This window comes from Lacipirellula parvula, from assembly GCF_009177095.1.
Taxonomy (GTDB): Bacteria; Planctomycetota; Planctomycetia; order Pirellulales; family Lacipirellulaceae; genus Lacipirellula; species Lacipirellula parvula.
In genome coordinates, this window is sequence record NZ_AP021861.1 from 1351653 (window position 1) to 1367287 (window position 15635).

The 15635-nt window shown below is 58.3% G+C and carries 20 protein-coding genes and 1 tRNA gene; 15 read left to right on the forward strand and 6 right to left on the reverse strand.

The features are described from left to right. Positions 1 to 12 precede the first annotated feature (12 nt). The 5 genes from PLANPX_RS05010 (at position 13) to PLANPX_RS05030 (ending at position 3907) form a co-directional block, all read left to right on the forward strand. Positions 13 to 1008, forward strand: a complete 996-nt coding sequence (locus PLANPX_RS05010) for a sigma-54 interaction domain-containing protein (protein ID WP_152097671.1) — start codon at positions 13 to 15, stop codon at positions 1006 to 1008. A gap of 643 nt (positions 1009 to 1651) precedes the next feature. Further along, positions 1652 to 1831 carry a hypothetical protein gene (locus tag PLANPX_RS05015; RefSeq protein ID WP_152097672.1) on the forward strand — a complete coding sequence of 60 codons (180 nt, stop codon included), beginning with the start codon at positions 1652 to 1654 and terminating at the stop codon, positions 1829 to 1831. 473 nt (positions 1832 to 2304) lie between these two features. Then, positions 2305 to 2724, forward strand: a complete 420-nt coding sequence (locus PLANPX_RS05020; RefSeq protein ID WP_152097673.1) for a hypothetical protein — start codon at positions 2305 to 2307, stop codon at positions 2722 to 2724. Positions 2725 to 2743: 19 nt separating this feature from the next. After that, a complete protein-coding gene (locus PLANPX_RS05025) occupies positions 2744 to 2926 on the forward strand; it encodes a hypothetical protein (protein ID WP_152097674.1) in 183 nt (60 codons plus the stop codon). Between the two features lie 234 nt (positions 2927 to 3160). Next, a complete protein-coding gene (locus tag PLANPX_RS05030) occupies positions 3161 to 3907 on the forward strand; it encodes a PEP-CTERM sorting domain-containing protein (protein WP_152097675.1) in 747 nt (248 codons plus the stop codon). Between the two features lie 359 nt (positions 3908 to 4266). Here the strand turns inward: PLANPX_RS05030 and trpC are convergent, their stop codons facing one another. Then, positions 4267 to 5052: an indole-3-glycerol phosphate synthase TrpC gene (gene trpC / locus PLANPX_RS05035; protein ID WP_152097676.1), complete on the reverse strand. Its 786-nt coding sequence runs from the start codon at positions 5050 to 5052 to the stop codon at positions 4267 to 4269. A gap of 94 nt (positions 5053 to 5146) precedes the next feature. Here trpC and PLANPX_RS05040 point away from each other — a divergent pair, with 94 nt between their 5' ends. Both PLANPX_RS05040 and PLANPX_RS05045 read left to right on the forward strand, forming a co-directional pair. Continuing rightward, positions 5147 to 6325, forward strand: a complete 1179-nt coding sequence (locus PLANPX_RS05040) for a DUF1570 domain-containing protein (protein WP_152097677.1) — start codon at positions 5147 to 5149, stop codon at positions 6323 to 6325. A 114-nt stretch (positions 6326 to 6439) separates the two neighbouring features. Beyond that, positions 6440 to 6512 (forward strand) — tRNA-Lys (locus PLANPX_RS05045). Positions 6513 to 6685: 173 nt separating this feature from the next. Here PLANPX_RS05045 and PLANPX_RS05050 read toward each other — a convergent pair. From PLANPX_RS05050 to PLANPX_RS05060, 3 genes are all read right to left on the reverse strand, one after another. Continuing rightward, positions 6686 to 7807 carry a tyrosine-type recombinase/integrase gene (locus PLANPX_RS05050; protein WP_152097678.1) on the reverse strand — a complete coding sequence of 374 codons (1122 nt, stop codon included), beginning with the start codon at positions 7805 to 7807 and terminating at the stop codon, positions 6686 to 6688. Beyond that, positions 7776 to 7973, reverse strand: a complete 198-nt coding sequence (locus PLANPX_RS28390) for a helix-turn-helix domain-containing protein (protein WP_152097679.1) — start codon at positions 7971 to 7973, stop codon at positions 7776 to 7778. The genes PLANPX_RS05050 and PLANPX_RS28390 overlap by 32 nt, the downstream gene beginning before the upstream one ends. 78 nt (positions 7974 to 8051) lie before the next feature. Then, positions 8052 to 8267, reverse strand: coding sequence for a hypothetical protein (locus PLANPX_RS05060; protein ID WP_152097680.1), 216 nt, complete (start codon positions 8265 to 8267; stop codon positions 8052 to 8054). Between the two features lie 806 nt (positions 8268 to 9073). Between PLANPX_RS05060 and PLANPX_RS05065 the strand changes: the two genes are divergently transcribed. The 8 genes from PLANPX_RS05065 to PLANPX_RS05090 all read left to right on the forward strand — a co-directional run bounded on the left by PLANPX_RS05065 (position 9074) and on the right by PLANPX_RS05090 (position 14956). Further along, positions 9074 to 9265 (forward strand): hypothetical protein, encoded by a 192-nt coding sequence (locus tag PLANPX_RS05065; RefSeq protein WP_152097681.1) that lies wholly within the window; start codon positions 9074 to 9076, stop codon positions 9263 to 9265. Between the two features lie 466 nt (positions 9266 to 9731). After that, positions 9732 to 11180 carry a primase-helicase family protein gene (locus tag PLANPX_RS05070; RefSeq protein ID WP_152097682.1) on the forward strand — a complete coding sequence of 483 codons (1449 nt, stop codon included), beginning with the start codon at positions 9732 to 9734 and terminating at the stop codon, positions 11178 to 11180. After that, entirely contained in the window at positions 11168 to 11482 is a 315-nt protein-coding gene (locus tag PLANPX_RS05075; protein WP_152097683.1) for a hypothetical protein, read from the forward strand. Before PLANPX_RS05070 ends, PLANPX_RS05075 begins: the two co-directional genes overlap by 13 nt. Before the next feature lie 551 nt (positions 11483 to 12033). Then, entirely contained in the window at positions 12034 to 12207 is a 174-nt protein-coding gene (locus PLANPX_RS27165) for a hypothetical protein (protein ID WP_172991880.1), read from the forward strand. Positions 12208 to 12215: 8 nt separating this feature from the next. Continuing rightward, positions 12216 to 12806 (forward strand): hypothetical protein, encoded by a 591-nt coding sequence (locus PLANPX_RS05080; protein ID WP_152097684.1) that lies wholly within the window; start codon positions 12216 to 12218, stop codon positions 12804 to 12806. Positions 12807 to 13035: 229 nt separating this feature from the next. Next, entirely contained in the window at positions 13036 to 13314 is a 279-nt protein-coding gene (locus PLANPX_RS05085; protein WP_152097685.1) for a hypothetical protein, read from the forward strand. 678 nt (positions 13315 to 13992) lie between these two features. Then, complete coding sequence (locus PLANPX_RS27170; RefSeq protein ID WP_172991881.1) at positions 13993 to 14166, forward strand: hypothetical protein; 174 nt, start codon at positions 13993 to 13995, stop codon at positions 14164 to 14166. A 283-nt stretch (positions 14167 to 14449) separates the two neighbouring features. Then, complete coding sequence (locus tag PLANPX_RS05090) at positions 14450 to 14956, forward strand: hypothetical protein (protein WP_152097686.1); 507 nt, start codon at positions 14450 to 14452, stop codon at positions 14954 to 14956. Positions 14957 to 14986: 30 nt separating this feature from the next. Here PLANPX_RS05090 and PLANPX_RS05095 read toward each other — a convergent pair whose 3' ends face one another. After that, positions 14987 to 15421: a hypothetical protein gene (locus tag PLANPX_RS05095; RefSeq protein WP_152097687.1), complete on the reverse strand. Its 435-nt coding sequence runs from the start codon at positions 15419 to 15421 to the stop codon at positions 14987 to 14989. Continuing rightward, complete coding sequence (locus PLANPX_RS27175) at positions 15418 to 15591, reverse strand: hypothetical protein (RefSeq protein WP_172991882.1); 174 nt, start codon at positions 15589 to 15591, stop codon at positions 15418 to 15420. Before PLANPX_RS27175 ends, PLANPX_RS05095 begins: the two co-directional genes overlap by 4 nt. Positions 15592 to 15635: the final 44 nt, after the last annotated feature.

A 15635-nucleotide genomic window follows, 5' to 3' on the forward strand; every position in this document is an offset into this window, starting at 1 on the left:
TGCGGAGCAGACATGAAGATGGCATCTGTGGGTTTGCATTCGCTGGCTTCGCTGGAGTCTCTTGCACCAGACGATCCCGCCAGCTTGGTTATCGGCCGCGATACGGCCGTGAAGCGCATTGCGCATCATGCGGAGCGCGCCGCACAAGTCGGCTGCACCGTTCTCTTGACCGGCGAAACCGGTACGGGCAAAGAAGTTTGGGCCCGACTTCTCCACCGCGTCGGCGGTCGCAGCGAACAACCGTTCATTCCCGTCAATTGCGCTGCGCTGACGCCCACCCTCGCTGAGAGCCAACTGTTCGGCCACGAACGCGGCGCGTTCACCGGCGCTGCGGGGGCGAGCCTCGGCGTGTTTCGCTCAGGCAACCAGGGGATCGTGTTCCTCGACGAAGTCGGCGATATGCCGCTCGAACTGCAGCCGAAGCTTCTTCGCGTCCTGCAAGAAGGCGAAGTGACGCCGGTCGGTTCGTCGCATCCGGTGAAGGTCGACGTGCAAGTGATCGCCGCGACGAACCGTCGCCTTGAGCAGGAAGTCGCCGAAGGACGCTTTCGCGAAGATCTCTACTATCGTCTCAATCTCGTCGAATTGCGGATGCCGCCGCTGCGAGACCGCGTTTCTGATATTCCGCTGTTCATCGAATACTTCTCGAAGAAGTTCGCCAATCGCTACGGCCAGCCCGCGTGGCAGCCGAGCGACGAGGCATTGCGGGCGTTTTGCGAGTACCACTGGCCCGGTAACATCCGCCAGTTGAGCTTCGTGCTCGAGCAGAGCTATGTGCTGCAGTGCGAACCGAGCCTGCCAGGCGCTGGCGGAACTCGCCGCGAAAGTCACGATCTACCGTACACCGATTTGGGCCGCCTTCGCCAAGTGGCGGTGGAACAGGCCCTGCGAACGGCAGGCGGGCACAAAGGTCGGGCAGCCAAGTTATTGGGAATTCATCCCAATACGATGACGCGGCTGCTGGCCCAGATCGCGAGCGAATGCAATCCGCGCGACGAAGTCGCATAGAATGTTCCGCGTTGGCGCACGGCTCGTTTGATCGCTCTCTCTTCAGTCGTTAGGGATCTTCTGCCGCTGCTGGCAGTCGACCGACTTCGTGCGAAGCTGCGCGAGCTCGCGATCCTCTCCTTACAATTGCGCCACTCTGGCGCGACTCCGGCTTTCCGTGGCTTGGCCGACCCGCGATACGCGTGCATGCGTAGCAACTAATAGCTAGCGGGGGCATCGGCGCGTCAGCAGCATCGGGGCTGCTGGCACGATGGTTGCGAACAATATTCTCTACTCGATCGCGCACGTCGTTATTTGCGTTTCACTGATTTGGTGACGCCTCACCATCGTGGTGAAATGTGATTTTTATGCCTGATTTCTCGGGCGGATTGCTGCTAGCACTCCGCGGGTCTCACCTTTCTGGTGAATTGCCGGCAGTCGCCAAAACTGTCTAGGTCGCTGGTAAGTCGTTGCTGCACTGCAGGTTAGCGGAAATGTTGCCTGCCTTACGGTTAGCGGCACGCTTCTCGCTATAGGAACGCAACCCCCAGTGGGCCGGCACAACCGGTTCGCTGAGAGTTCATCGTTCAAGTCTTCTTTTCGCCAAGCAGTTCGTCGCGATCGTCGCGAACTCCGAGGCGACCAGCGTGATAAGGGAAAGCAAATGAGCCACATCCAACTCTACGAGCAAGGTGACATGGATTACGGCACCGGCAACTTCCGTCGGACCTCTGAAGTGAAGCTCGCCAAGAAGAACCAGCCGAGCCACGCTCGCCGCCGTGGTAAGTCGCCGACTTCGGTCAACGGCATTCACCGTCGCCGCAATCGCAAGATGGCCTGGTAGCCCTCTGTACAACAAGTTCGCCGTAGCGATTGAGCTGCGCCGCGACCGTTTTCTTTACGCGCGTGAATGGCGTCACAGCGCAAAGGCGATGGTTCGCAAGCCGAGCTTCGTCGCTGGACGAATTGCGTTCGCGTTGGGCGACAGCGCCGCGCGAGCAAGTTAGAGGATTGGTCTAGAGAGTTGGATGTTGCTGCGCGGCTTCGCGCTGCAGCGTCGCTTGAGAGAGAAATTGCGTCGTCGGTGCGCGCTGGACGGGCCAAGCCCCGAGGCGAGTGCGAAGGCGCAGAAAGCGTTCGAATCGCATTTGATCGCAGGACACCTGTGCCGAGGCTCGCATTGCAGCGACGTCGGCATGACCGGAGTATCGCCTTAGCATGGCAACTGTGAATGGGACACCGACAGCTGTACTCGCTCCACGGGGCGAGGCGGCAATCGTTGCGACGCGCTCCGCGCCTCCGCAACTGTTGCGCTGTTTGGTCGTTTCACTTTCTGCCGATCGCCGCCGGCTGATTCGCTCCGCCGCTGAAGCGCAGGCCTGGGACGCGATCGTATGCCGCGACGCCGGAGAGTTTCTGCGAGCCGTATTCAAACGCAGCGTCCCGCTGATCGTCGTCGATCTGCCGGAAGCGACTGCAACTGGCTACGGCGACTTGAAAGACGCCGCCCAGCGGGCCCATGAACTTAGCAACGCGCTGTTGCTGGTCGCGGGCAACGCAAGCGACGTTCGCGAGGAAATTTGGGCGCGACAGCTAGGCGCCTGGGTTTACCTAAACGAATGCAACGGGCAGCGCGGATTCGAGTACCTGTTGGAAGAAGCACGGTTGGCCCTTGAGCGGCGCGAGTTGTTGTCGCCGCAGCCAGGCGTCGCCGAATTAATGGCCTCCAGCGAGTAGATGTAAGGAGCTTGAAGCCATGAACAAATCAAATCACAACGAAGAAGACGCCGGCGAAGGCGAATCGGCGGCAAGCCGCTCCGTTCCCCGTCGCGGCGCTCAGCGAGTGCAATCGACCAACCGTTCCAGCAAAGCGCGCCGTCGGCGTGCGAGCACGATCGGCGGAATTCACCAACGAACCAACAAACGCTCCGCTTGGTAAGCCAACGTCGCCGCGTTCAGGCGGCGTGCGAAACAAAAGCAGTGCACCTAAAGAAGTCAGCAACTCAGTCCGTTCGAAAGAGTCCTACGGTTTTCATAACTCGTTTTTAGTTTTCTGTATTGGAGATTCTCCGCTCAGCTTGAGTTAGCCAGGCCTGTCGCCGCCGAGTGCGACGGGGATTGAGGATGATCGTTGGCTAGCGACGGCAAGAACACTCGCAAAGGATGACCCACAATGCTTCGATTCGCTTCTAGAGCCGTCACGGCGGCTGTCGCATTCGCGACGGCTGCATGTTTGACCGTCGGCGCTGCTTCCGCAGCGCTCATCGACTTGACCCCTGCTAACGGCGCGATCAATTCGGTCGGTTCGGTAACGCTCGCCGACCTACAGAGCGACCCGTCCGGCGGCATCGTCGTCGGCGACAAGATCTTCACCGGCTTCTCTTATTCGCGCTTGGGCGACATGCCCCTGCCGGCCGACATCAACGTCCTCGGGTTCAAAGATCCCGACGGCAACTGGGGCGTCAGCTTCCATGGCATCTTCCAAGATATGCCGGGCGGCAGCGCGTCGGACGCCCTGATTCGCTTCGCCGTTGAAGTTTCCCCTGCGGGGCAGCAACAAGGCTGGCAGATCACGGACGCTCACCTGTTCCTCGGCGGCGCCGGCGCCGCTGACGAATCGTTCATCACTGTCGACGAAACATTCCTCGGCAAGAACGAAACGTTGAACGCCTACTACTCGACTGTCGGCCCGGGCGTCAATTCGAAGCTGGCTGATTCGACGATCTTCACGACCCCGGTCACGAAGCTGTTCGTCACGAAGGACATCTACGCGAACGCTGCGTCGGGCGCCTTCCTGCCGGCTCGTGCGACCGTGATCGACCAGTCGTTCTCCCAAACGCTGATTCCGGAACCGGCCACGATGGCTCTGGCCGGCATGGGCGGCGTCGCGATGGTGACCTTGCGTCGCCGTCGCAGCTAACGACCCTGTCGAGCAGCTAACGAATGGCTGCTGTTTGCATGAACCCCCGTCGGGCGAATGCGAGATCGCCTGACGGCGGCAATAACCGCTGAGCGGATTCAACGCGGCGGGATGACTTTCGAGTCGTCCCGCCGCTTGTTTTATGCGCTGCCGCGCCGGGCTGCGAACGTTGTTCGGCAGCTATTATCAAATGCATTTACCACGGAGAACACAGAGGAATACGAGAACGGGCGAAGGCCTTCAATCTTTCCCTGTGCTCTCTGTGCTCTCTGTGTACTCTGTGGTTAAGGGGTAAAACGCTAGCCATTTCATGAATGGCAGTATCTGAGGCATAGAGACTGGCGAGCAAAAACCGCAGTCTAACGCCCCAGCAGCCGATCAACGGCCGCTCCAATATCCGCTTCGCGCATCAGCGATTCGCCCACTAGAATCGCGTTCACGCCCGCGGCGTGCAGCCGTTCGACGTCGGCGTGCGTCTTGATGCCGCTCTCGCTCACCATAACGCATTCCGCCGGAATCCCCGGCCGCAAGCGGAGCGTATGCTCGAGGTCGACCTTGAACGTCCGCAAGTCGCGATTGTTGACGCCAATCAGCGTGGCGCCCGCCTCCAGCACCCGCGGCAAATTCTCGGGATCGTAGATCTCAACGAGCGGCGTCATCCCCAATTCGATGATCTCGTTGTGCAGCTTCCGCAGATTGCAATCGTCGAGGCACTCGGCGATCAGCAGCACGGCGTCGGCCCCTGCCGCACGGGCTTCGACGACCTGGTACGAATCGAGAACGAAGTCTTTCCGCAGGATCGGCAACCCCACGCTCGCCCGCACGGCCTTCAGGTAATCCAAGTGGCCCTGGAAATGGGGCTCGTCGGTAAGAACGCTCAGGCAACTCGCCCCATGACGCTCGTAGGTTTGGGCGATTGCAACCGGATCGAAATCCTCGCGAATGACGCCGGCCGACGGGCTGGCCTTCTTCACCTCGGCGATCAGGCGGATGGCGCCTGGCTTCGCGAGCGCGGCGAAGAAATCGCGTACCGGCGGGGCGGACGCCAACTGGCGGCGGAGTTCAGTTTCGGAGACGCGGTCGCGGGCCGCCGCAATCTCGCGACGCTTCATGGCCACAATTCTGTCGAGGACGGTATCGGTCATACCGATCATTCTAGCCCCCCGCTAGCGTGCCAGCGAGGCGGAATTGCCTGACGCACGTCGGCGATTTGGCGGACATCGACTACACTGGAAGCATATGGCGACTATCAGTTCAACTTTTCGTTGGCCGCTTGCGTTCGGCGTCTTGCTCGCGACGCTCGTCGCGTCGTCGCCGCTCCCCTCGGCCCAAGCATTGGAGCGCCTCACGGTCGCCCTGCCCGATCAGCCTCCCAAGCAACTCGTGGGCGAGGCGATTGTCGAAGCTCGCGACGGCGGCATGTTGCTGAAAACCGCCGACGGCGCCATCCACCGCTTACCGGCCGCGACGATCCGCAATCGCAAGACCGACTCCGAGAAGTTGGTCCCCCTAACGCGTGAAGAGCTCACTAAGCAACTCCTCGCCGAGTTGCCGCCAGGATTTCGCATTCACGATTCTAAGAACTACATCGTCTGCTACAACACGACGCGCACGTACGCCGAGTGGACCAGTTCGCTGCTCGAACGCTTGCAGAAGGCGTTCATCGCCTACTGGAAAAAGCAAAAGTCGCCGGTGGAGACGCCGGAGCAGCCGCTCGTCGTGCTCGTCTTTGCCGATCAAGCGTCGTACGCCGACTATGCGAAGAAAGATCTCGGGTCGTCGGTGAGCAACATCATCGGTTATTACAATCTCGAGACGAACCGCATCATGATGTACGATCTCACCGGCATGCAGGCGTTTCGCCAGAATTCCGGCGATCGCGGGTCGCTGCACGACATCTCGCAACTTCTCTCGCAACCGCAGGCAGAGCCGCTGGTCGCCACGATCGTGCACGAAGCGACGCACCAAATCGCGTTCAATTGCGGACTGCAAACCCGCATGGTGGCCAACCCCTACTGGCTGACGGAGGGCATGGCGACGTTTTTCGAAACGCCGAATCTCAGCAGCAGCCGCAGCTGGAGCGGCATCGGCAACGTCAATTACAGCCGCTTCGACCTCTTCCGCGACAACTACAGCGCAGGCAAGATCGTGCCGCTCGAACGGATGTTGAGCGACGACAAGCTTTTCACCACGCCGGAGACGGCGGTCGACTCGTACGCACAGGCTTGGGCCTGGAACTATTTCCTGATCCAAACGCGTCCGAAGGAGTACGCCGGCTATCTCAAAATGATCGCCGAAAAGCCGCTGCTGCTCGAAGACAAGAAGGGGCAGCGTGTGCGGGAGTTCCGCCAACATTTCGGCGACGACCTCGCGGAACTGGAAGACGCCTTCTACCGCAAGATGGACCGCGTCAAATAACCGGGGCAGAGCCGCCTCGCGTCGTTTCGAGGCTCGATTGCCCGGCAAAATGCCCCCTGGCGGCCGGGCGACGAAACGCTAAAATTCTGAATCTGCCCGCCAAGTGCCGGCAACGCTCCCTTAGCTCAATTGGCAGAGCAACTGACTCTTAATCAGTAGGTTCATGGTTCGAGTCCATGAGGGAGCACTTCTCTTTTCTTGATTAAACCCTTACTTCTCAAGGGTTTATGCGGTCGCGAGCTTGTGACACGCAATGACACGAATTGCCCCGTTTTGCCACCGCACTTTCGCGCATTTGTCGCGCATAGAAAAGCCCGGCGGCTCAGATGAGCGACCGGGCTTCATGGTTCCAAGCTAACGCTACATGGCCTTGGGCAGCACCGCAGCGACTTCTTCAAGCTCCAAGAGCGTGTAGGTCTGCATGGTCAGCTTGATGTCCGAATGACGGGCAAGAATCTGGGCATGCTTGGGATGGACCTTCGCCCGCGCAAGGCCGGTGATGAACGTGGCCCTAATTGCGTGGAAGTCGAGAACGCCCCGGTCTGTACGATAGGTAACTTTCGCAGCCTTCAAGTCGGCTCGCAGCATTTCGGCTGCATGTTTGTTCCACTCGCCACCCCAGACCGGTTCATCATCTGCCTTGCACCGAAGCCACTCTGCTAACTCGGCAGCAAATTCAGGGTGGACGGGTTGATTCGCCACGGCACCATTCTTCGTGTCTGCGCCGTCAACCACAATGATCGGCGTGGCGTCGCGGAGCTTGAAGGCGGCTGGGGTGAGCGAGCGAAGTTCACTGGCGCGGAAGCCCGTATTAACGGCGGTCCGATAAAGCCAATACCGTTGTTCGCCGGTCAAGCCTTCAACAAAGGCACCTGCCTTAGCGGACTTGAGAATGCGGGCAAACTCGGCTTCGGTCGCGGCCCGGCGTTGGACGATCTTGACCGGTTGCTTATCCTTCGCAAGCTCAAGCGGTGGGAGCTTGCAGTATTTAACAAACTGCCGAATTGACGTTATGTAGGCATTGCGAGTGCGGGCGCTGATCGGGCCAAGCCGCTCGGCGGTCTTGTACTTAACCTTGCCCTTACGTCGTGAGTCGCGTTGCTTGTTGGCAAGGTAGGTTTTGATCCTGGTCGCGGCGTTTGCCAAGTCGCGCAGCGACTTGATACCGCAGGCGTCGAACGTGGTCCGAATCTGATTGACGGTCAAGTCAGCGTGAGAACGGACGCAACCGCTGGCACGCAAGTCAGCCTCAAACTCTTTTAGAGGTAGGTCGCCCTGGCGTTCATCCTCGCTAACAACGCCCCCGCGTTTCAGAGCAGCCTTTGTTTCCGCCTGCTTAGCGATCTTGTGAGTGGCGTTATAGTCAGCGGTTCCCTTGAGAGTTCGCCACTTAGGCTTGCCATTGAAGTGGTCAAGAAATCGATAGTACCACTTCTCTGACTCTTTCCCGTTACGTCCGATTCGTTTGAAGACGCTCGCCATCGTAGTTGCCCTGGTAGTTTTCGATGTCTAGAAGTCGCCAGCGAACCGAGCGGCCGATCCTGATGGGCGGCGGCAGTTCACCGCTGTACCAAGCCCGACGCACGGTCCTAGTAGAGAGGCTAAGTAGTTCAGCGACTTGCTTGATGGAGATGAGAACCGGCGTCATTACTACTATGCGGGCGCCAATTTCGGCGCCAAGCGAGGGGAGGGGAGAATCTTGGAAGAAACAGGACGTTTAGGCGCCCTATCTGATAACTTCGTCATCCGCGAGCGCACCGCAGTCGCGTGCAAAGGCTTCCAAGTCGTCAAACTCGCCTAGTAGAGAGTTCGAGTAGGCATGCAGATGGTAGTAGTACGGCGTCCAATCGCTTCGATGGCGATTGATACCTACTCGTTCGAATTGTGGTGCCAGCCGGCGATTGACTCGCTTGAGTACGGCGTTCTCGGTGACGTGTTTCACGGGATTCTCGCTCAGGTAGATGTATAGACCGGACGTCACAGCTGTTGCGACGTCGCTCTACCTGCGTCACACGCGAGCGTGTCACTATGCGGCATCTATTTGCCGCGTTAGTCAGAAATTGCGACCGCCGCGACCGCCGAAAGGGCTGCCAAAACGGTGCCAATCCCGGGCCGTTGCAATCCTCAAATTTGACCCCACCCCTGCGACCGGCACGTTGTCGCCGCGGGCGCAACGAGGCTCGCAGACACGCTGGCTTTCGCGCATGCGTGCGCGCAGTGTTAAATTCGCCTTTACATCCCACTAGAAACAACTGACTAGCAATCAGTTGTCGCGGTCCAATGCCCGGTAGACCACTCAGCACGAAGCTCTACATCTTGTGCGATCCCCGCCCCGAGCGCACCGAGCGCTTCGTCGGCTACGGGAGCGCTGCCGAGCCCTGGAAGGCCCCACGATGCGACGGGAACAGCAGCCTCGCCGTCTGGCTGGCCGAACTGCGGGCGCTCAATCTGGCCCCTCTGGTGCGATTTGACGGGCTGCCTGTGACGCCTGTGCCGATTGCAGTGGCTGAATGGGTTGCCCGGGTTGTAGCGGCTGAATTGGTCGCAGCGGATTTGACGGTTTTGAGGGCTAGCGCCCAGCGGGCCAGCTAATCAACATCAACCGCGAGGCAGAGCCGTCGGGGTAACGACCGCGCGTCGCGGCAAATCGGACTAATCGGGACAAAATAAAAGAATCTCTGAAAAATCACCCCTTCGTTGCCGCATTATTGTGTTGTCGAGTGTTATCAACCAGAACAGGAACAGACCATGAGCATCAGCTACAACGCCAGCGCCCCTTCGGGCAAGCAGTTCACCATCGCCGTCGGCGGCACGCAGTACGTCAGCATTCCGGCCAGCGCGGCCGAAGTCATCCTTCGACGCGCGGGGCTGTCGCTCCGCGAGGCCCGCGAACAGCTCGCGATGGCGAAGTTCAATTCACACACTGCCGCTGTGAGTTAAGGGAAAACTACAGCCAGTTGAGGGTTACTACAGGAAATTTCTCGCCGTAAGTGATGATCTATGAATGGTTTACGTCGACTCCTGTAGTTCCTGTAGTTTTTGGTCACATCGCTACTTAGGGTTATTCACAGGTAATGCTTCTATTAAGTAGCTATATGGCGAAAAACTACAGGAACTACAGCCATCATCATAACGTGATGAGCAGCAACGACTTGCGACGCCAAAACTCCTGTAGTGACCCTTAACTGGCTGTAGAAATCGTTAACTCTGCGACGCGACAAGAATTGTTGCGTCACTCACGCGACCCGTCGTGTGAAGTAAGCAGTCAGGGGTCGCGGCTGGTCCCCGCATTCACCGCCGGGTAGACGGTCATCTACCCGGCGGCCCTTTTTGACTCTCATTCCTCATCCTGCATCCCTCAATCTCCAACGGGGACCGCCCATGTTACTACGACCACTTAGGAACGATGACCGACTTCTCTACTGTTTGCCGCAGTTCTGGCGGCACTAAGACCCTCTCGAAGGATGCCTTCGAGTTCCACGACGCGAATTCCGTGGAACAGACGGCCAAGCAACTCGGGTTCTCTACGCACGTACCCGACCTCTTGCGTGGTCGCATCTATCTTGTCGAGCAACGCGGCAGCCGTCTGCTGATCCACGCCCAAAAGCGTAAAGGCGACGCCTGCGAATGGCTGTCGACCGTTAAGGCAGGCTGGTGGACTCAGGTCCACGACCACGACGTAGGAGACGACGACATTCGTCACATTATTCGTTGTGACGAAAGCGGGCACGGCGATACCGGCAAATGGTACGTCATGCTGAATAACGGCCGCTGGTCGCGGAAATTCCCGTCGGCAGTGAAGACCGTTTATCAGGCGAAGGGTTTCTCAAAGCCCGACGCTGAGCGTCGCATGGGTGAACTGGAGCGCGATCCTTGGATTGAGGTTTGCATTCCGTTTGCGCCCGAGCATCCCGCCGAACGTCAGTGGAATATAGGTGCGCCTCAGTACCGATGCGAGCCAGTCGAAGGCCCTCACCCGACGTGGAACATGATCCACGATCATATCGGCCGCGCGCTCGACCGCTATTACAAGGGCGGGGGCCGTCTCTATTTGCAGCAGTGGCTCGCTGCCGCGATTCAAGACCCAACTTGCAGGCTTCCCTACCTATTCATGCACGGCGTGGAGAACTCCGGCAAGTCGATCGTTTGGGAATCGCTGAGCTTGCTCATCACTGGCGGCATCATCAAGGCTGATCGGGCCCTTACTAGCCAGTCCGACTTCAATGGCGAGCTGGATGGGGCCGTCTTCGCCATCGTTGAGGAAAAGGAAATCGGCCGATTCCCGGGCGTCTCTGAGAAGATCAAAGACGCCGTGACGAGTCCGACGCTGTCGATTCGCCGCATGCGGACTGACACCTATCAGATTCCAAACTACAGCCACTGGATTCAGACGAGCAACATCCGCAGTGCGTGCCTCGTTCCACTTGGCGACACTCGATTCACCGTCATGGAAGTCCAACGGCCGCCAAAGGACATCCCGAAGCCAGTCCTAATGGAGCAGTTGAAAAGCGAAGCGCCTGCCTTTCTATGGACGCTTCTGAACATGAAGCTGCCGGAGCTTGAAGGTCGCCTCGCGATTCCCGCTCTTGATACCGACGACAAGCGGGCCGTTCAGGCTGAGAGTCTACCTGAGTTCGTCCATCGCCTGATCGGCTATATCGAAGAGCATCGAACGTGGATCGGGACGGCCAAAGAGTTCCGGTCGCAGTTCGGCGGAACGTGCCTCAATCTCCCACGCCTCAAGGATGCCTTGAGCAAGTTCGCTCCCGTACTGGCTCACAATAGCATCACGTTTTCTTACCCTTCAACGCGCCTGGAAGGCGGCATGCCAGTGAGGTTCGAGTGGAAAAGCTAGTCTGGACTGAGAACGGCAGAACATTCGGCGTCCGCGACGCTCGCGGCGTATTTGGGTTTGTAAAGAAGTCGGAGTTGTCAAAGTCGGAAGCCCGCGAGGCCACGAAGCAATTCGAGTTTCGACAGCAACCAACATTGGCGTTCGATCCTGAAACCGAAATGTTCTACTGGGACGACGACCGCGACGACCAATATGACGCTGACGAAGTCGCTGACGACCTCGCCAAAATCGGGTGGCGTCCTGAGCATATTCAGCCACTACTGGAGCTAGCGCGTTCCGCCGCGAGGCTCGAAAGAATGTAAAGCGATTGGCGCGAGGGGTGTACCCGAGCGCTGCGTGCGGGATGTATGGGTTACCTCCCGCATCGTACACGCCGATGACGACCGCCATCGGCAGCCCCGCCGTCATTGCACCAGGCGACGGGGCAACTCTTATTTGACTCCCTCGTGCGCACGAGTGAGGGCGGCGGTACTTCTATCGCCGGAGCGGGTGGGCTCCCACCCGCGAGACACATTCTCTGGGGCGAGACTCGTTGTCCCGCCTTATACCGAGTGGGCACTCGGCGGTCGCCGGGTCCGATTATCCCCGGCAACTTTTCTCACTGAGGCTAACGATATGCCTAGACCCCAGCACTGGTGGGCCATGCGTCCTGGCCCCGAACGCAAGCGACGCAAAGCCGAGCATGCGCGTTATTTCGACAAGCTCGACTATTTTCGACACCTTTGCCGTAAATGGGGAATTTCTTTGGAGGGATTGCCACTCGACGTGACTGATGACGGAACTGTCTGCTTATGCCATACATCTGTGGCGATGCCAACTTCCGCAGCGGTCCTGGAAGTAATTATCAACGCTTATGTACGAACAAATCCTGTCCGCATTTAGTCAGATTAACCAGCCCCTAGTCGTGGTCGAGATACGCCACGACAGGGCAATCGTCACACATCCCGATGCCATCTTCGATCTGCGCGCCCTTGAAGGGCTCGGCGAAATTTACATCGGAGAGGGCGTCATCGAAATTCACTTTTAGGAGCGAAATTGAAATTTTCTGTAATCCAGAGCCATTCTAATGGCAGCAAATACTATGTCGTGATGGGGAGGAAATTCCCTACTCGCGACGAGGCCATCGCGCACGGCGAGGCCCAAGTGGCTAAGGCAGAAGCACTAGCAGGCCGCGAACTTTCCGCCAACGAACTCCGCCACAACAATGGTATCGCGATCGAAGATCGGCCATCGCGCGAGCGCAACGAATTCCGCGCTATCTCTCAGCAGGCGTATGGTTATCGCACGCCCACTACCGAGCCGAAAGGTGAGCCCCAGCCGCACGCTATTGCATGGGCTGAAGACGCTCTTACGAGAGCGAGGTTCGCCGGCAAGATGAGCGACGTAGCTATTGCGCAAAAGCAACTTGCCGCTGCGAGGGCCGGTGCGCCGCCCGCTAATCCCGCACACAACTACATGTTACCGGGCGACTCGGTTACGCGACTCACAGATATTCACGGTCGCGAACGCATCGCAATTCTTCGCCCTCGCGATGGCGAGAACCGTGTCATTCACTATTTCGACGCCGACACTGCACCGGCCGAAGTTGCAGCCCTTGCTACTAAGTTTGGAGAACCTACGAAGTGACCAGTTCGCAAGCATTTGTCAGCCCACTTTCCGGTAGCCAGATCGGCTACGTCGAACAGATTTCCGGTGTGTCGTATCTCGCCGCAAACCCATCGAAGTCGGCGAGAGAAGCAGCACACCGGCAAGCCGTCGAAGCCTCGCTGGCTCTCATCTTCCAACAAGACGGCGAGAGCATGCGGAGTCTTTCGCTCGTAGACCGTCAGAACCTTTACCGAGCGAGTCTGAACTAATGGGAAACCCATTCTTCTTTGCATCACATGCGCTTGACTCACGAAACTTCCTGAATCGCGAGGACATGTTCTTCGCGTTTCTTCTTCAGGTTTTTGCGGATGCTTACGATCTGCTCCCGCAAGATGACCCCAGACGCGAATGGAAGTACCCAGACGATGCCGTAAGCGAAGTGTTTGCGAGGCTCAACGATTACCGTGACCGGCACTATCTCACCATTGAGAGAATTATGCATCGCTTCGGCGCTGGCGCTAAATACAGAGAGGTGTTGCCACGATGAACCAACAAATTCTCTCGATGCCGCCCGAAGGAACGCCGGAGTTCGCCGAACTCTGTAGGCGGCAAGACGCCATCTGCCGTGGAGTAGTCGGCGACCGCGCCGCACTCTTAGCAGATGGTGTTGGTCGCTATTACGTCCCCGACCCGCCGACGCCGGTGGCTCGTCCGCGATTCACTCCAGAAGGCGTCGCCATCGTTGAACCGTCCATTTCTGTTAACTCACCAGCACGACCGGCGAAGCGTCGGCCTTGGTACCGGAGACTTTTCAAGTGAGATTCGAGACTACCAAAGTCCTGGTTGGCAGCGTGCCAACGCAACTCAGCATGATGGCGGCGCGCGAAGTGTGGGTACGACCATCACCAGAATGCGAAAGCATTCTGTATTTGTCCAACCGCCCGGACATCGGTGTGGATGGCTTCCCCATACCATCTGAGGGCATGCGCTTCGATGTAACGAAGAGCATGGATCACAACGTCACGTTCTACGTCGCGGCCGACAACGACTACGACGACAACCTTCTACACGTCCTGGTGCGAAGCTGATGACCTTGAGCAAACCTGCCCAAGTTCAAATCTTGGGCCATAACGTGGCGCAGATCACTGATACTAGCCAGCCACTCCCAGGCGTAGAGGCCGCGGTTGCCGCCGGCGCGCGCGGAGTCACCGTTCAGAGTCTCGACGTGGCAGGAGACCCACTCTGGATTGCACTGGACGGGTCTGATGCCGCCGTCGACTACGCGATTCGCTTTGAGCCTCGCGGCGTGTGGATATGGTATCTCACCGATCTTGCGGCAGTTCGCGTCATTGCCACGCCGGGCAACTCGGCGAAGATCGGAGTTACATGGCTACGCTAACGAAGGCAGCGGCCGTTACCGTGCTGTCTCACGCGACTGCCGTTGTAACGGCTAGCCAACCACTACCCGGAGCGGAGGCTGCGCATGCGGCGGGCGCTCGCGGTTTTTGGGTTCAGAATCTCGGTCTGGGTGAAGATGCGTGGCTTAATCTTGCGGGCGAAGCTGCCGTTGATTCGTCAGTCTTGGTCGAATGCTCGCCAATGGATGAGTTCATCATTCGCGACGTGCGAACTGCTCGCATCTTCGCTGCCAGCCCTGTTCTCGTATCAGTGAGCTATTTCCGATGACACCAAAGAAAGGACGCGAAGACGAGTTCGCCGAGGTCCGTCAGCTCAAGGCGTCGGGAATGTCGAACGCGGAAATCTCACGACGGACAGGCGTCCCGCCCAACACGGTGACGCGCTGGTGTCCTGAGTACGTCAGGCATCGCGAACACCCGTATCGGAAAGACGAGATCATCGTCGACAACCCAGGCGACTCGCTACCTGAAATTCAGGTGTCCGAGGAAATGCTTGCCAAATTAATTGATGAGAAAACGCCCGCGCCCGTCATCATACAGATGGCTGTGCATGTCGCCAAACTTCGCAAGGAGTGGGAGGCCAGCCGCATTAGAGCCGGCGAGCTTCTGAGCAAAGAAGCCATCCAAAGATTCGGCATTGATCTTGTTGCAATCGTGACCAAGGAATTCCAGGACGTTCCCGACTGGGAAGAGCGAGCCGGCCGCATCGTTGCGTGGATTCAATCCTACCAGTACGGCAACACTCAGCGCGAGATTAACCGGTTCAAATGAAAGATGCCCCGCCGAAGCGGGGCATTTCCGTTAAGCAGCTAATGCCGCCGCCCGTTCTCGTATACCCATTTCCTCATCGAAGTCACTCTGGATTTCCTGAATCCACTCACGGGAAATCTTGTCGGCTTCGGCCTGCCACTCGTCTCCGAGCCGGGATGCTTCTTGCATGTCTCCCCGCTCCCAGCATTCTTCCATTTTCTTGTAGAACCCAAATCGGTCGTCGGCTTCTCGTTCGACTCGATGGCGGAAGTTGCACGGAAGCGAGAGGTCGTAGTAGTCGAACTGCCTGACTCCCTTGATGCGAATGAAATCCTGGAAGTCCGTCTCCGGCGGCAACGTCGACAGCATGGCGAGGAATTGCTTCCAGCCTTTGGAGGACATGCGCTGCCGTGCTTTGCCGGTTAGCTCACGTAGGGCCGCCTGCCCTTGCTGGAATGTTGCGTACAGTGATTCTTTGTTGCTCATGCTGCATTCTCCACGGTGTCAAATTCAGGAAACTCTTCATCCTCAAACGCATCGGCAAACGACGATGCGTGTTCCGCGATCGCCCGCAGATCAATGACGATGTCCTCAAAACAACGGGTTTGATCTCCGATCAGGCAGTTAATCTCGGTGCGAATCTTTTCGAGAGTCATGGGTGCGATCTCCTGGATGAGTGACGGAACACTACAAACATGCT

Coding starts and splice junctions, on each gene's coding strand:
- PLANPX_RS05010 (WP_152097671.1), top strand. CDS start 13: ATGAAGATGGCATCTGTGGGTTTGCATTCGCTGGCTTCGCTGGAGTCT.
- PLANPX_RS05015 (WP_152097672.1), top strand. CDS start 1,652: ATGAGCCACATCCAACTCTACGAGCAAGGTGACATGGATTACGGCACC.
- PLANPX_RS05025 (WP_152097674.1), top strand. CDS start 2,744: ATGAACAAATCAAATCACAACGAAGAAGACGCCGGCGAAGGCGAATCG.
- PLANPX_RS05030 (WP_152097675.1), top strand. CDS start 3,161: ATGCTTCGATTCGCTTCTAGAGCCGTCACGGCGGCTGTCGCATTCGCG.
- trpC (WP_152097676.1), bottom strand. CDS start 5,052: ATGACCGATACCGTCCTCGACAGAATTGTGGCCATGAAGCGTCGCGAG.
- PLANPX_RS05040 (WP_152097677.1), top strand. CDS start 5,147: ATGGCGACTATCAGTTCAACTTTTCGTTGGCCGCTTGCGTTCGGCGTC.
- PLANPX_RS05050 (WP_152097678.1), bottom strand. CDS start 7,807: ATGGCGAGCGTCTTCAAACGAATCGGACGTAACGGGAAAGAGTCAGAG.
- PLANPX_RS28390 (WP_152097679.1), bottom strand. CDS start 7,973: ATGACGCCGGTTCTCATCTCCATCAAGCAAGTCGCTGAACTACTTAGC.
- PLANPX_RS05065 (WP_152097681.1), top strand. CDS start 9,074: ATGAGCATCAGCTACAACGCCAGCGCCCCTTCGGGCAAGCAGTTCACC.
- PLANPX_RS05070 (WP_152097682.1), top strand. CDS start 9,732: ATGACCGACTTCTCTACTGTTTGCCGCAGTTCTGGCGGCACTAAGACC.
- PLANPX_RS27165 (WP_172991880.1), top strand. CDS start 12,034: ATGTACGAACAAATCCTGTCCGCATTTAGTCAGATTAACCAGCCCCTA.
- PLANPX_RS05085 (WP_152097685.1), top strand. CDS start 13,036: ATGGGAAACCCATTCTTCTTTGCATCACATGCGCTTGACTCACGAAAC.
- PLANPX_RS05090 (WP_152097686.1), top strand. CDS start 14,450: ATGACACCAAAGAAAGGACGCGAAGACGAGTTCGCCGAGGTCCGTCAG.
- PLANPX_RS05095 (WP_152097687.1), bottom strand. CDS start 15,421: ATGAGCAACAAAGAATCACTGTACGCAACATTCCAGCAAGGGCAGGCG.
- PLANPX_RS27175 (WP_172991882.1), bottom strand. CDS start 15,591: ATGACTCTCGAAAAGATTCGCACCGAGATTAACTGCCTGATCGGAGAT.